Origin of the sequence: Mucilaginibacter gracilis (genome assembly GCF_003633615.1) — a bacterium.
Classification (GTDB): Bacteria; Bacteroidota; Bacteroidia; order Sphingobacteriales; family Sphingobacteriaceae; genus Mucilaginibacter; species Mucilaginibacter gracilis.
In genome coordinates, this window is the sequence record NZ_RBKU01000001.1 from 4,937,467 (window position 1) to 4,951,346 (window position 13,880).

Annotated in this window: 12 protein-coding genes, 2 tRNA genes and 1 pseudogene; 8 read left to right on the top strand and 7 right to left on the bottom strand. The window is 40.4% G+C overall.

What is annotated here, in order from left to right; all coding sequences use genetic code 11:
• Positions 1–98: 98 nt before the first annotated feature.
• The 4 genes from mobC to BDD43_RS30210 all read right to left on the bottom strand — a co-directional run bounded on the left by mobC (position 99) and on the right by BDD43_RS30210 (position 4,126).
• Positions 99–2,147, bottom strand: a complete 2,049-nt coding sequence (mobC, locus tag BDD43_RS22030; RefSeq protein WP_121199826.1) for a conjugal transfer protein MobC — start codon at positions 2,145–2,147, stop codon at positions 99–101.
• Between the two features lie 32 nt (positions 2,148–2,179).
• A complete protein-coding gene (locus BDD43_RS22035; protein ID WP_121199828.1) occupies positions 2,180–3,172 on the bottom strand; it encodes a DUF5712 family protein in 993 nt (330 codons plus the stop codon).
• Between the two features lie 3 nt (positions 3,173–3,175).
• Positions 3,176–3,733 (bottom strand): BfmA/BtgA family mobilization protein, encoded by a 558-nt coding sequence (locus BDD43_RS22040; RefSeq protein WP_121199830.1) that lies wholly within the window; start codon positions 3,731–3,733, stop codon positions 3,176–3,178.
• A gap of 219 nt (positions 3,734–3,952) precedes the next feature.
• Positions 3,953–4,126: a hypothetical protein gene (locus tag BDD43_RS30210; RefSeq protein WP_162847145.1), complete on the bottom strand. Its 174-nt coding sequence runs from the start codon at positions 4,124–4,126 to the stop codon at positions 3,953–3,955.
• 121 nt (positions 4,127–4,247) lie between these two features.
• Here BDD43_RS30210 and BDD43_RS22045 point away from each other — a divergent pair, with 121 nt between their 5' ends.
• A complete protein-coding gene (locus BDD43_RS22045; protein ID WP_147425713.1) occupies positions 4,248–5,078 on the top strand; it encodes a hypothetical protein in 831 nt (276 codons plus the stop codon).
• Positions 5,079–5,086: 8 nt separating this feature from the next.
• Positions 5,087–5,761 carry a hypothetical protein gene (locus tag BDD43_RS22050; protein WP_121199834.1) on the top strand — a complete coding sequence of 225 codons (675 nt, stop codon included), beginning with the start codon at positions 5,087–5,089 and terminating at the stop codon, positions 5,759–5,761.
• Between the two features lie 4 nt (positions 5,762–5,765).
• On the opposite strand, the gene BDD43_RS22055 is transcribed toward BDD43_RS22050, so the two are convergent.
• Positions 5,766–6,620 carry a hypothetical protein gene (locus BDD43_RS22055; RefSeq protein ID WP_121199836.1) on the bottom strand — a complete coding sequence of 285 codons (855 nt, stop codon included), beginning with the start codon at positions 6,618–6,620 and terminating at the stop codon, positions 5,766–5,768.
• A 119-nt stretch (positions 6,621–6,739) separates the two neighbouring features.
• Between BDD43_RS22055 and BDD43_RS22060 the strand changes: the two genes are divergently transcribed.
• Together BDD43_RS22060 and BDD43_RS30645 are read left to right on the top strand one after the other, a co-directional pair.
• A complete protein-coding gene (locus BDD43_RS22060; RefSeq protein ID WP_246001726.1) occupies positions 6,740–6,937 on the top strand; it encodes a hypothetical protein in 198 nt (65 codons plus the stop codon).
• A gap of 27 nt (positions 6,938–6,964) precedes the next feature.
• A pseudogene (locus BDD43_RS30645) lies at positions 6,965–7,747 on the top strand (recombinase family protein); the annotation flags it as partial.
• A gap of 757 nt (positions 7,748–8,504) precedes the next feature.
• On the opposite strand, the gene BDD43_RS22070 reads toward BDD43_RS30645, so the two are convergent.
• Both BDD43_RS22070 and BDD43_RS22075 read right to left on the bottom strand, forming a co-directional pair.
• Positions 8,505–8,589 (bottom strand) — tRNA-Leu (locus BDD43_RS22070).
• Positions 8,590–8,640: 51 nt separating this feature from the next.
• Positions 8,641–8,713 (bottom strand) — tRNA-Gly (locus BDD43_RS22075).
• Positions 8,714–9,148: 435 nt separating this feature from the next.
• Here BDD43_RS22075 and BDD43_RS22080 point away from each other — a divergent pair.
• The 4 genes from BDD43_RS22080 to BDD43_RS22095 all read left to right on the top strand — a co-directional run bounded on the left by BDD43_RS22080 (position 9,149) and on the right by BDD43_RS22095 (position 13,831).
• Entirely contained in the window at positions 9,149–9,382 is a 234-nt protein-coding gene (locus BDD43_RS22080) for a hypothetical protein (protein WP_121199838.1), read from the top strand.
• Between the two features lie 217 nt (positions 9,383–9,599).
• On the top strand, positions 9,600–10,403 hold the full coding sequence (locus tag BDD43_RS22085; RefSeq protein ID WP_121199840.1) for an alpha/beta fold hydrolase: 804 nt from the start codon (positions 9,600–9,602) through the stop codon (positions 10,401–10,403).
• A gap of 6 nt (positions 10,404–10,409) precedes the next feature.
• Positions 10,410–12,881, top strand: a complete 2,472-nt coding sequence (locus BDD43_RS22090; protein ID WP_121199842.1) for a response regulator — start codon at positions 10,410–10,412, stop codon at positions 12,879–12,881.
• Positions 12,882–13,057: 176 nt separating this feature from the next.
• Entirely contained in the window at positions 13,058–13,831 is a 774-nt protein-coding gene (locus BDD43_RS22095) for a GDSL-type esterase/lipase family protein (RefSeq protein WP_121199844.1), read from the top strand.
• Positions 13,832–13,880 lie beyond the last annotated feature (49 nt).

Consider the following 13,880-nt stretch of genomic DNA (forward strand, 5'->3'; position numbering starts at 1 on the left):
CAAAGGTATTGTTGCAAAATTAAGTTATTGTTACCATATAATAACAAGGGACTGTACCATGGTTGTTACAGGTTAAACATCAACGGCGCAGGTATGTTTTACATGGATATGACTTGTCCTTGTGGTCCTTCATCGTTGTTATCTTTATTTTCCGGCTTATCCGCTTCCTTTTGGGGTTCCAGCGGTGTTTCCGCAGCTTTTCTTTCTTTCAATATACCAATCTCGGTATCGATCAGGCTTTGTACATCCGCTTTGATCATCAGGTAATTTTCTTGTATATCGACAGCGGTAACCCGATTAATGACCGGCACCGGCTGGTACCTATCTTCCTCGGCTTTAATACCGGCATGATCGTTCTGAATTTCACTGTGAAACACTTTTAACGCTATCTTCTCATCGGGGTTATCTGCTACCATGCCTACAAATGTACCCGATGATAAGGCCGATATTTTTGAGGCAGGTACGGCGAAATCCAGCTGCGTAGATTTGCTGACCGAAGTATCATTGTTATTAATGCTCACACTATTGCGCTCCTGCATAATCTTGCCGATCCGCTCGGATAGCTGTTTGGCGGTATCACCTGTAACCTGTCCGCTGATAATATTACCGACAATATTCATAATGACCTCGGCCTGTTCACGGCCATAATCCTTTTTTAATTGGCTGTAATCCTGTATGCCTAAAGTGGTGGCTACCTTGTTTGACCTGGCGGTAGCGATCAGGCTGTCGATGTTATTGAAATAAATGGTCGGAAACTCATCGAAGATCAGGCTGCTTTTTAACTGGTTCTTCCGGTTAGCCAGTTTAATTACCCTGGAAATATACAGCGACAATACCGCGCCATAGGTTTGCAGCTTCTGCGGGTTATTACCCATACACACGATCTTTGGCGCTGCCGGATTATTAATGTCCAGTGTAAAATCATTGCCGGATAATACATAATAAAGCTGTGGTGATGATAACCGGGCTAAACTGATCTTGGCGCTGGCCACCTGTCCCTCTAATTGTTCTTTAGCTTTATTTTGAAAGGCAGATATAAAGGGATTGATCAATACTTTTATTTCTTCCTGTTCTTTTAAGATGGGGAACAATTCCTCGTAATCGGCCTGCATCAGTTCGATGACATGGGGTAACGTGCAATACCTGCCGTTCTCGTATTTGCGCAGATACCAGATAATAGCGGTTAAGAAGTTAATAGGGCTTTCCACGAAAAAATCGCCCTGTTTTTTGATCCATTCCCGGTTTAGGCCTAATAAAATGGTCCGTGATGCTTCGGTCGCGTCGGTAATATCGTCCATGCTTTGCGGGTCAAGCGGGTTGCAACGATGGGTACGGCTTAAATCGTCAAAATTGATCAGGTAGAATTTAGGCTTGACCTTATAGTTCTTTTGGTATTTCTTTAGTTTGTTATAGGCTATTTTGGTTAAGTCGTCAAACTTGAAATCATAGATAAACATGCTAAACCCCTTTTTCAAATGCTGGTCGATCACGTGCCGGATAACAAAATAGGATTTACCCGCCCCCGGCGTACCTACCACTAAAAGGCCCCGAAAGGGATTAATAAAGTTTATCCAGCTATTGCGCACTTTACCTTTCAGGTTGTATTGGGCAGGCAGGTTAACGGAATATTCGTTGACCCGTAATTGCTCATCCTGCGGGAACGTTTCGTTTTCGCTGTTGAAAATGTCCTTTTGCAGGTTCAGTTTTAATAAGCGTGACAAGCGGCCACCACCCGTTAAAACAAGCAGGTAGCCCAGGCCGGTAATGCCGATGTAGCTGACCGCGATAATTGTTGCGGTAGCATTCAGGTAAAAAAAAAGCACGCTGATAAAGTACAAAAGCAGTCCGGCACCTATATAAATGGCAATGGTGTCTTTTCTGATTGTTTCATCCTTTTTGCCTTTGGCGCCGATCAGGGAAACGACTAATAACAGCAACGCGGCCAGCTTGGGTTTGAGCATCCCGGTAAACAGGCCGGTCTTGCCGATATTCATCACCAGCCGGTTGGTGATCTCCGCTGTCCAGTGCCAGTACTTAAACGCCGCAAAGCAACTGATATAAAAATGAATGCACAATATCGTTAAACTGATCAGCCGGGTAAAATCAATGATCTTACGTAGTCCCTGTATATCTTCGCCAGTTTGCATAGTTGTAATTTTCTAATGTGTTCAAATGATGTTTAAAGGCCCATGCCTTTGCGTTTTTTTTCTTTCTTTCTCGGCAACAGCGGTGCGCCATCCCCTTTGAGTGGGGTATCTAACAAAGAGTGCAGCAGTTTGTCCGATGCCTGGGATAATAAATCCGGCAGATCGTTTTTTGCCTCTTTTTCTAAAAGGCTGAATGATGGTTTATCTTTTTCTAATAAGGATGGTCGTTTATCTGTAGTTTTTCTGTTCTGCTGCTGTGCAGCCGGCCTTGACCTCTTTGTTGATTCCCGGTGTTGATTTTCCTTTTGTAAGGCTATCCGCTCATCCAAACCGCCGTTTTTTTGTGCATTGGCATACCGGAATGTTTCGGTTAAGCCGCGCTCAAAGCCAAACTTTTCGTCAAAAATCCTTTCCCCCGACGATTTGAAGGCTGAACGGTCAAACTGTCCCATTTTCCTCGAATGCTCGGTGTTCCTGCCTTTGGAATTATTCATCGGGCTGATCTTGATCTTATTGGTGATGTCTTTCCGGCTGACAATCACCTGTATGTGCATTTGTTCGCCGTCCTTACTTTCCCCGCGTTTTTTCAACCCTTGTTTTACTTCGGGGTCTTTATGACTGTAATAGCGGTAATTTTCCAGTTTGCCGAACCAAAGCAGGTCTTTGCCGCTTTCGATGCCCGGTCTTTTAAAGTTCTTTGCATATTCATCCATGACGGATGCGGCATAGGCTTTCAATTGTTCTTTGGCACCAGCCTCGCCGTATTGTTCTTTGAGGTAAGCGATCTCTTTCTGGCTTGGGCTGATATTGACGAGGAAAAATTTGGCATCCCCCTTACTTAGTTTGGCAATATTATTATCTATGGCCGGTCTGACTTCATCGGATAGGATGTTGCGTTCGTGGTTAAACCAGTATTCCGGCTGTTGGGTAAGATCTGTCCGGTTTTCCTTATCTAAATAATGCACCAGGCCGCCGCTGCTGCTCTTATTATCCGCTGTTTCGCTGTCCGTGATATTGATATACATGATTTAAAGTTTTGCGATCTGCTGCCGGGTTAGGTTTAGCAGATCCTCCTTTTCTTTGGCCGGTGTCGTAAAACCAAAACTTTCCCTGGCTTTGCTGTAACTGTTCAGGATATACAGGAATTTGAGTTTAAGGCTTTCTTTGGTTTCGAGTTTCTCGGCAATGGCTTTGAGCAGCTTATCCGTTTCTATAAATTTCTGCACCTGAGTTTGCTGGTTGTTTAACAGGTCAGCATTGGTCTTTATGAGTTGGTTATTAAAGAAATCCAGGATCTTGATCTGCGATTGGATCATCCGGTCAACTTCAACCTTAACTGGTATCAGTACTTTTTCTTCCTGCGCCCTGATAAAACGGATATAGGTATCGTGGTTTTTGACCAGCGTGGACTTTAGCAGTTCATCGCTAATATCTGCCGGGTCTTTGCCGGTACGATGAAAATAATCCACCATCAGGCCGAACAATTGCAGTTTGCTGCGCCGTAATTTCTGCGCCAGTTTGCCGAATTTTTCGTCAAGGCCATCGGAAAAACGCAGGGTTTTGGTATGTCCGTCGGTATTGCTCATGTTTCGATTTAATAGGATGGGTTATAACCTGGGTTATACTTTTTTCTGCCTTTACCGTAGTATCAGGGCCTCAACTTATACCCGGAGTATAAGTTATACCCCCGTAGCGAAGCGTATGGCAAGCAAAGTAGGGCTCTGCCCAACTTCCGCTTGCTCCATTTTTTTTGCAAAAAATGGACGGTTTTAAAACGGAAACCGGGCAGCCTCCGGCCCCGGTTTTTAGGGAATTTGCTGATTGGGTTCCGGCCCGCGGCCCGATGGGTCGAGTGGTTTAAAGCTTCTTAAAAGCTGCCGGATTTTTTGGCGGGGTTCAGTTCGGATGCGTTTGATTTTGGCAATATGTCCGTTGAATTTCCGGCCTTTCAGATCGGGGATGACTTCGTTGTTTTTCATGACTATATATTTGATACAGCCAAAGGTGAGCAGCTTAAATTTCGCCCTGTCCCATGTGGGAAATATTAATAATAAAGCTTCAGTTACTTCTTTTCTTATTATATTCACTAAATCTAACTATATGTCACACCCCGCCGATTATTATAACAAAACAAAGAACATTGTATTTAGCGTCCTTAATAGAGATGGAGAGGCGGCAGCCTACAAGATGCTGGAAAATTACCGAAATAAACTTCCCTTGCCGAGTTGGTACGGCTTAAAGGCAGAATTAGATTTTTATTCAAAAAACAAATCTAAATACACCCTTGATCCTATATTGGATTATGGCATTAAATGCGATTTTACAGGAAACTTTGACGGGGTTAATAATTGCCGGCTCGATATTACAACTAATCTGAATTTTAAGAAGCTGGAAGATTATGAGCCTATTCAGAAAAAAGATAATAGGAAGTATAAAATTGTCGTAATGGACAAGGATAGCGGAGAAATTGCAGATATTTTCGACTTGAATTTTCCTCTTGATAAAACTGGAAATGGAAGAACTTTTGAAATAGCGCTTTTTATGCCATCTGACGGTGAGGATGGTGTGTTAAAATATGATTTTTACCAGCAAATTGTTTCTATCGGGAGTTCTCAACCAGATGAGGATTTTGAATTAAAAACAGTTTCGACGGATTGGTATATTGAAGACTTTGAATACTACATATCTATGCTTGCCGATGACCGCAATGTCAATATCGGCAAGGAAATAACTTCACATGCTATCATGAGTGCCAAAACATTAAGTAAATCAACAGAAAGCAATATCGTGGCATGTGCGCAAAGTTTTTATGAAATATCAAATCCATCCACAGGAGATGGTGACTGGGTAACAAAAATTTATTGGAAGCACCCGGTTATTGCGAACTATCTCGATGATGTAATTTATACAGATATTGCCGGGAACATATAAATAGGTATATGAATGTTAAAAATCCCAATACAATCAACAATCGCATTTTTGATATAACAAACGGTGCCTGCTTTAAATATGTTCGTAAGTTTAGAAGTATCAATAAGTTCCTTACTTCTTTTCGGCAAGATTTCCATTTTATCATTGCCTATCATGGCACCAGAATTAATGATCTCGAACATTTGTCCATTAAAACAAATGGTTTGGTCATAGCAAGTATAGATGGAATGAGGCAGAAGGCCATTGACCGATTGATTTTGTCATCTGATCCGGAACCCGTTAAAGTGCAAATAGAATCAATCATTGATGATTTTTTTATTTCTGATAGGCCGATTACTATCGGAGAAGTAAATACGGTCATGGACAGAGAACTATTTACTGGCGGCTATCACTATCTCTTATTTGGGCCAGAATCGCTACTGCCTCTTGCAGATAGAATACGCCGTGAGTTAAATATTTTTACAAGGCGAAGATTGGTAGATTTCGGTCAATCAGCTATTGTCAAAGTTCAGATACCTACGGAGATGTCAAAGGATTTATGGATTAAAGGTATTTATGAATATATAAATAATGGATTTATAGATGTGTCATTGGTAATTCGGGAAAGTTTAGCTTCAACCAACATTATTGATATAGATTACGTCTCGACTCCTTATGACAGCAAAGGGTTCGTTTATATGTAGCACTTCAATTTTTGAGCTTTAAATGAGCAACTGATACAACATGCTCCTTTAAATAAGTTTTAAATAAGCTATCATCGCTAACCATTTTTCTGATGGTCGAATTTTTCATGTATAAAATGTGTGTCAGGTCTGAGAAGTCATTTTTAGCGGGTGTTTCGTGGTGAGTGATTTTGTAAATACAGTATTTAGACATAGCATCTACATACATATCTGTGAGGCCATTGTAGGATTCAAAAACATCTTCAATGGCCACATTTTCCAGGCGCAGCGTATCAATTAGCATATTTGCAAGACCGTTTATTGTTATAGCGCGATTCATTTCAGGATGTAGTTCAAAGAAATCGCTCAATGCCTTTGCAGTATCTATTAAATAGGACTGATCTCCGACCATTATGGTATTTCCGGATATATCGGTGGTCAGACTATGCTTCATGGCGTGTATTGCAAGTTCTGATCTAAGGATAAATAACATACTCATACTATCATCAATTTCCTTGAAATATCTGTGACCGTATTGGTTGCAATATATTTCTGACCCGATATAGTTATTATAAGAAGATGAACGAATTAAGCAATTAATTAAATTGATCAGCTTTTCGGTACGATCATCCCCAAACTCATCCTCATCAAAAAAATCAAAACTATTGAATACGATCTCTTCGGGCATTGCCCAGTCAATGGTTAGTTTTAATTTGAAGATCATTCCGATAATAGCTTTCCGCTTAGTGTAGCTTTTTTCATCTTTTATGCCGGAAATCAATTCAATCAACGTTAAAATGGAAGTAAAGGAGGATTTGATAACATCTGCTGGCACTTTACGGATATTATAAACGGCATTGGTGTCAAAATAGTAAGTCATAAAAGATAGGATAGGTATTATTTGTAACAGCTACTAAGATAGGATATAGGTTTATTTAACCCACATGGGTTAAACGCTCTTTTTAAGGTCGGAATATTGTACCTCTAAACAGGTACGATATGCAAATCATCTATTCCACAAAGCACAATATAACATCCGCTAAAGCAGTCGAAATTTTAGCTAAACACGGTACAAAAGTTACCCTTGAAGAAGCGCAAATAATTTTGGATTTTATGTATAAATTTGGTAAATTAGCTATAGAAACAGAGCTTAATGCGCTGGAAATCAAGTTTAAAAAACAATCAAAAGTACTTTAACAGTTTTTTGAATATTCATACAAACCTATGAGAATAGCTGATTTATATATTAGGGTAAGCACCGATGAACAGGCGGATAAAGGCTACTCACAACGGCTTCAGGAAGATGTGCTTTTAAAGTATTGTGAGATCAATGCTATTAAGGTAAGGAAAATCATTTTTGAAGATCATTCCGCTAAAACATTTGAACGGCCAGAATGGATAAAGCTGCTTGCTGAATTAAAGAAGTATAAAGGCAAAACAGATTTGGTACTGTTTACCAAGTGGGACAGGTTTAGCCGTAACGCAAGCGATGCTTACCAAATGATCAGCACTTTGCGCAAAATCGGCGTTGAACCGCAGGCCATCGAACAGCCGTTGGATATGAATATCCCGGAAAATAAAATGATGCTGGCCGTTTACCTCACTACGCCGGAAATAGAAAACGACCGCAGGGCCTTGAACGTAAAAACAGGTATGCGCCAAGCTCGGAAGGAAGGCCGGTGGTTAGGCGTTGCGCCGCCCGGCTACATCAATAAAACGAGAGAGAACGGAACTAAGTATGTAGCATTTGATGAACCGGAAGCCACGCACATGCGCTGGGCCTTTGAGCAAATAGCCGAGGGCGTGTTTACCACGCAGGAAATTTGGAAAATGGCTAAACACCGGGGGTTAGAATGTAGTGCGACAAGTTTTAGGACAGCATTAAGAAATGTTGGCTATTGTGGTAAAGTTTTAGTTCCTGCCTATAAAAATGAAGAAAAGCAGCTTGTACAAGGTTTACACGAGCCGCTTATATCAGAAGTTTTATTTTATAAGGCCCAAGATGCAATGGACGGCAGGGTAAGGGATATAGGCGTTAATAGCTCTCATGGTATATTGGTAGTAGCACCCGATAAACTACCATTAAGAGGTTTCCTTAAATGTTCGCGCTGTACCCGTTTGCTGACCGGCAGCGCGTCCAAGGGAAGAAACAATTATTATCATTACTATCATTGCCAGCCATCTTGTGGCTGTCGTTATAAAGCCGAGCATGTAAATATGGCTTTTGTGAAAAAGCTTCGTGAGTTTATTCCCAAACCGGGGATGGCTGCGCTATATAAAGAGGTTATACTGGACTTGTATAACGGTGGAAGCGATTATTTCCGTAATGAACGGAAAAACTATATCGCACAAATCACTGAAAACAATAACCGCATAACCAAAGCCAGGGAGTTACTCTTATCGGATGATATTAGCGGGAATGATTATAAAACAATCAAAGCAGAGGCCGAAGAAAAGATCATGATACTGGAAGCCAGGCTAAATGATTTTGTGGCCAATACTGCGGCTACAGTTGATATTGATAGCTTAGTGTATAAAGCAGTCGAAAACCTCAAAAAGCTTGATCTATTGTATTTAAACGCAGATATAGGACATCAGCGGGATATTATTGGTTCGATCTTTCTTGAAAAATGGAGTTTTGATGGCTTGATACATCGAACCGGAAAACTGAATAAAGCAGTAGAGCTTATCTATCTGATTAACAGCACTTCACCAAAAAAACAAAGCCGTGTTAGAACTAAAATTCGTCCTAATCACGGCTTTGTACCCAGAGCGGGAATCGAACCCGCACTCCGTTTACGGGAACAGGATTTTAAGTCCTGCGTGTCTACCAGTTCCACCATCTGGGCAGGCGATTAACCTTTAAAAATAAATCCCTCCGGTTTAAGAGAGGGATTTAGAGCGAAAGACGAGATTCGAACTCGCGACCCCGACCTTGGCAAGGTCGTGCTCTACCAACTGAGCTACTTTCGCATTTTTGTTTAACGTTTCAGTTTTTAATAACCTTCTTCGTTGTTGGGATTGCAAATATAGCCAGAAATGGAAAACCTGCAAATAATATTCTCAAAAAAAATCAAAGAAAGTTATAAGTAGTTGTGTTTCAAAATAACAATTTTTAATTAAGCGTGTTGTTTAACCTCATTTCTCCCGTTCTGTGGTTGGTTTTTTTTTAAAAGCATGTCAAAAAAACTAATTTATGGCCATCCATTGTGCAGTGTCTTTCCCAAAACCCTCCTATTGTTCGTGTGCCCCGGCTATCGCTTAACTGTTTTTACTATCATACCCTGCCCGTAAACTAAACGCAGGGCGCTAATTTGGGTATTCGGAATGGCTTATCATTCCAAAATAGTTTAGGTAATGCTAACAATGTAAGGGTTTCCTGGTTATCCGTATATTAATTAAACGGATATGGATATAAAGATAAGTGTTGAAACCCTGCAGCAAACCTTTCACTTTGAGGTGTCTGATTATATTCATAACGAAAACGGCCATTGCAAATTTGAGGCATTTAGCAACGGGCAATTTGTTGTGGGTTTTGAACCCGACAATTATAACTGCTTACAAATATGCAAAAACCCCGGTTTGCTTAACGAAGATGTGTTGTATTTGCTTGCCGATAAAATTGAGCAATTAAAGTTATAACTAAAGTTGCCGAATATAATTTATACCCATATTTTCAATTGGTTTAATTAACATCGGGATAAATGATTTCAATATCGGCATCAATAAGCAATAAAAAATGTTTTTTTATAAATGGATTTAAAAATAGTTAAGATCCAAAAAAATATTATTTTCGTAGGTGGTAAATTTGCATGGTAGTAAAGCAAATTATTTAACCCTATTAATGTAATGTCAAAAAATGAAAGCCGATCCTATTGTTAAAAATAATGTTAACATTATTGGTAACCTCGATGCAAAAGAAACCCTGATTTTTGCACATGGATTTGGTACCGATCAAACCGCCTGGCACTCCGTTGCAAACGCCCTTAAAAACAATTATAAAATAATACTTTACGATAATGTTGGCGCCGGTAATGCCCTGCCCGAAGCTTACAGCTCAAACCGTTACAACAGTTTGTTTAGTTACGCCGATGATTTGATTGATATTTGTGAAACTTTGGCCGTTAAAGACGCTATTATGATAGCACATTCTGTTAGCGGCATGATAGCTACATTGGCTAAACTTAAAGCACCCCAACATTTTAAAAAATTGATATTAGTTGGCGCATCGCCGCGTTACCGAAATGATGAAGGTTATATTGGTGGTTTTGAACAAGACGACCTTGATGGTTTATACCAGGCTATGGATACCAATTACTTTGCATGGGTAAGCGGTTTTTCGTCAATAGCGATGAACAACCCCGACAGGCCCGAACTGGCTCAAAGTTTTGCAAATACGCTATCAGCCATCAGGCCGGATATTGCACAGGCCGTTGCCAAGGTTATTTTCCAGAGCGATCATCGCGAAGATGTAAAACAACTGGATTCGCCAACGCTTATCATTCAATCAAAAGAAGATATTGCAGTGCCCCTGCAGGTGGCCGAATACTTAAATAAAAACATAAAAGGTAGCACAATGGTTGTGGTAAACGCTACAGGCCATTTCCCTCATATTAGTGCTCCTGCCGAAATTATTAAAGCCTTAAAGCAATTTTTAAACTAACCAATTTTGATTGCCGGGAAAAACGTAAACTGGCTGCAGGAATCTGTTAACCTGTTAGCCCAAATGTATGTTATTAAAGAAGGGGACGACAGGGTAAAGCTTTTTAACCAAACCACACGCTGCATTCAAAAACATGCAAATGCAGCAACAGTGGCATTAATTGAGTTGCAAGATGCTGTTACCGCCCGCAATGTTGCCTGCTACCCTGCTGCCTTAGCACCTCAGGTTTACGACGCTTATTTTATTGAAAGTATAACTCACAAAACCAGGGTTATAACCAAACCCGGTACCGATTTTAATAACATCAACGGCTTTTTTATTTATTTGCCTTTAAACGAAAAAAAATTTAAAGGCGCATTAATAATTTATTACGAAGATGTTTTTGAACAAGATGACCTGTTTAAGCAATTTTTACAATATACCTGGCTGGCTATAAAAGATGTGGTGTGTTTAATACAAACACAATTTAATTTTGAACGGCTAAGCACCCGCTTTAACGCCATTATGGAAACCACGCCGCAGGGTATTGTTTTTGTAGACGATAGCGGTAAAGATGCCTGGGCAAATAAAAGGGCCGCAAATATATTAGGCGTTAATAACGATAAGAACGAGCCGCTAGCCATATCAATAGCCATGACAAAGTTGCGCAACGCAGCCGTAAACCAGGAAGATATACAACGCGAGGGCATGAAATTATTTAGCTCGCCCAACCAAACATTAATGGATTGGCGCTGGATATTTGGCGACCCGGTTTCATTAGTTTTAAGCGTATCGTGTACACCTGTTGTTTCCGAAAATATACATGGCAGGTTGTGGGCATTTACCGACATTACATCATTGCACGTTGCAAACCTGCAACTTACCGAACTAAATTTAGAGCTTGACGAAAAGCGCCAAATTGCCGACGAGCAAAACCAGGCAAAATCGGGTTTCTTGGCCAACATGAGTCACGAGATACGGACGCCTATGAACGGCGTAATTGGCATGACAAGTTTGCTCATCGGTACTCCGCTTAACCATGAACAGCAAGACTATGTGGAGACGATACGCATTAGCGGCGAAACTTTACTATCGCTTATCAACGATATTCTGGATTTCTCTAAAATCGAATCGGGCAAGCTTGATCTGGAAAAGCAACCCTTCATGCTTAACACCGTTATTGAGGAAACTTATGATTTGTTATCCCTCAGGGCAAACGAAAAAGCCCTCGACCTGCTTTACTATATAGACCCTAATGTACCTGCCGAAATTATAGGTGACATTACGCGAGTGCGGCAGATATTGGTTAACCTGGTTTCTAACGGCATAAAATTTACCCCCAGGGGCGAAATTTTAATAAGCATCACGTTACTTAACCGGCAAAACGCCAAATACATTATTGAATTTACGGTTAAAGACAGTGGCATTGGCATTCCGCCCGATAAATTTCATCGCCTGTTTCAAAGCTTCTCGCAGGTCGATTCCTCTACAACGCGCAAATATGGCGGCACTGGTTTGGGCCTTGCTATTAGCCAGCGTTTGGTTGAAGCTATGGGTGGCAAAATACGGGTAGAAAGTGAATTTGGACAGGGCTCGTCGTTTATTTTCACTATCGAGGTAGAAGCCAACAGCAGCGTTAAGCAATTCTATAAAAAATCTTCGCTAAACGAGGTTATCCTGCAAAACAAGCGCATCTTTATTCTGGACGATAATCTTACCAACCTGCGTATATTAAAAAAACAGTTTGAGGTTTGGGAGATGGACGCTCAAATTTACCCCCATTACCAACCATTAATTGAAGCAATTGAAAGCCAGCACTTTGATTTAGGTATTATTGATATGCTAATGCCCGATAAAGATGGTTTAGAGGTAGCCCGACTGATAAAAACCAAGTTTCCGGATAAAAACATACCTCTCATTTTGTTCAGTTCGGCTGGTTTTGTAACATTAAATCAAACCGAAGATAAAAACCTGTTTGCTGCCGTACTCAATAAACCTGTTAAATACGAATACATACGCCACACCCTGCTAAATGTGCTTAATGTTGATAGTCAGCAGCCCGAAAATACCGGTAAAATAGTTCAAGAAACCTATTCGGGTGTAACCTCTATAAACGTTTTGGTTGCCGAAGACAATGATATTAACCAGAAACTGGTGCGCCGTTCCCTGGAAAAACTGGGCCTTTTAAGCGATATTGTTTTTAACGGCATTGAAGTATTGCAGGCTATTGAACATAAACACTACGACTTAATATTTATGGATGTGCAAATGCCCGAAATGGATGGGTATGAAGCTACCCGCAAAGTTTTAGAACGTTATGGATCGGGCAATAAGCCTGTTATTATTGCCATGACAGCCAATGCTTTAACCGGCGACAAAGAAAAAGCCATAAGCGAAGGGATGGACGATTACATTAGCAAACCATTTAAAATTACTGATCTGAAAGAAAAAATCGACAAATGGTTTCCGCACTTAACCAAAGAAGCCACCGTAAATTAATACTATTGTTTTGCACAATAAGCTATTACAGTTTCCACCAATACTGAGGGCTATTAACTTAACACTACTTGTAGGCCTTTATTTATGCAAGCCTTTTAAGTTTAATAATAAATAAGGTGGCTAAGCCGCTATTTTTGTTGAAATTGCAAGCCACTAACCAATAAGTGTGCAACCACATGACTAATAAAAAATTTAGCTCTTTATTTTTAATATTACTTATTGTGTGCTGTTCGTTTTCTATACAAAGTAAAAAAAACCTCAACTTGGTTTTTATAGGCGATAGCATTACCCATGGTTCCCGTTTAAAAGATTTTACCACGCAGGCTCCGCCTGTGTTTGCTACGGGTTACATCCAAAAAAAGGCTGGCTTTGGTAATATTCAATTTAGTAATCAAGGTGTTAGTGGTTATACCACTGTTGATTTTTTGCCCGCTACAAAAAAAGCATGGCCCAAGGTAATTGCAGCCGCAAATAATCTATATAACGATAAATCGGCCACCTTGGTGTTCAGCATTATGCTTGGCACCAATGATAGCGCAATAAGCGGCCCCAATGGCGCGCCCGTATCGGCACAAAATTATCGCGCAAACCTTAAAACTATTGCCGACAGCCTTTTTAACCGCTATCCGGATTGCAAAATAATAGTTAACCACCCCATATGGTACAGCCCCAATACAAATAACCGCTCTGTATACTTGCAGGAAGGCCTTACCAGGCTGCAAAGTTATTTTGATGAAATAGATGCCTTGGTAAAAGAATACAAAACTTTGCACCCTAAACAGCTTTTTTTGGGCGACACAAAAGCTTTTAGATATTTTAAAAAGCGCTACCAAACCGATTTGGGCAGCGAGCAAGGCGGACATGGTACTTTTTACCTTCATCCAAACGAAAAAGGGGCCGTTGCATTGGGCAACTACTGGGGCAAAGCGATAGCGAAAGTACTTAAATAGTAACCATAAAAATTACATAATGGCTGTTAAACACAAAATAATTAACTTA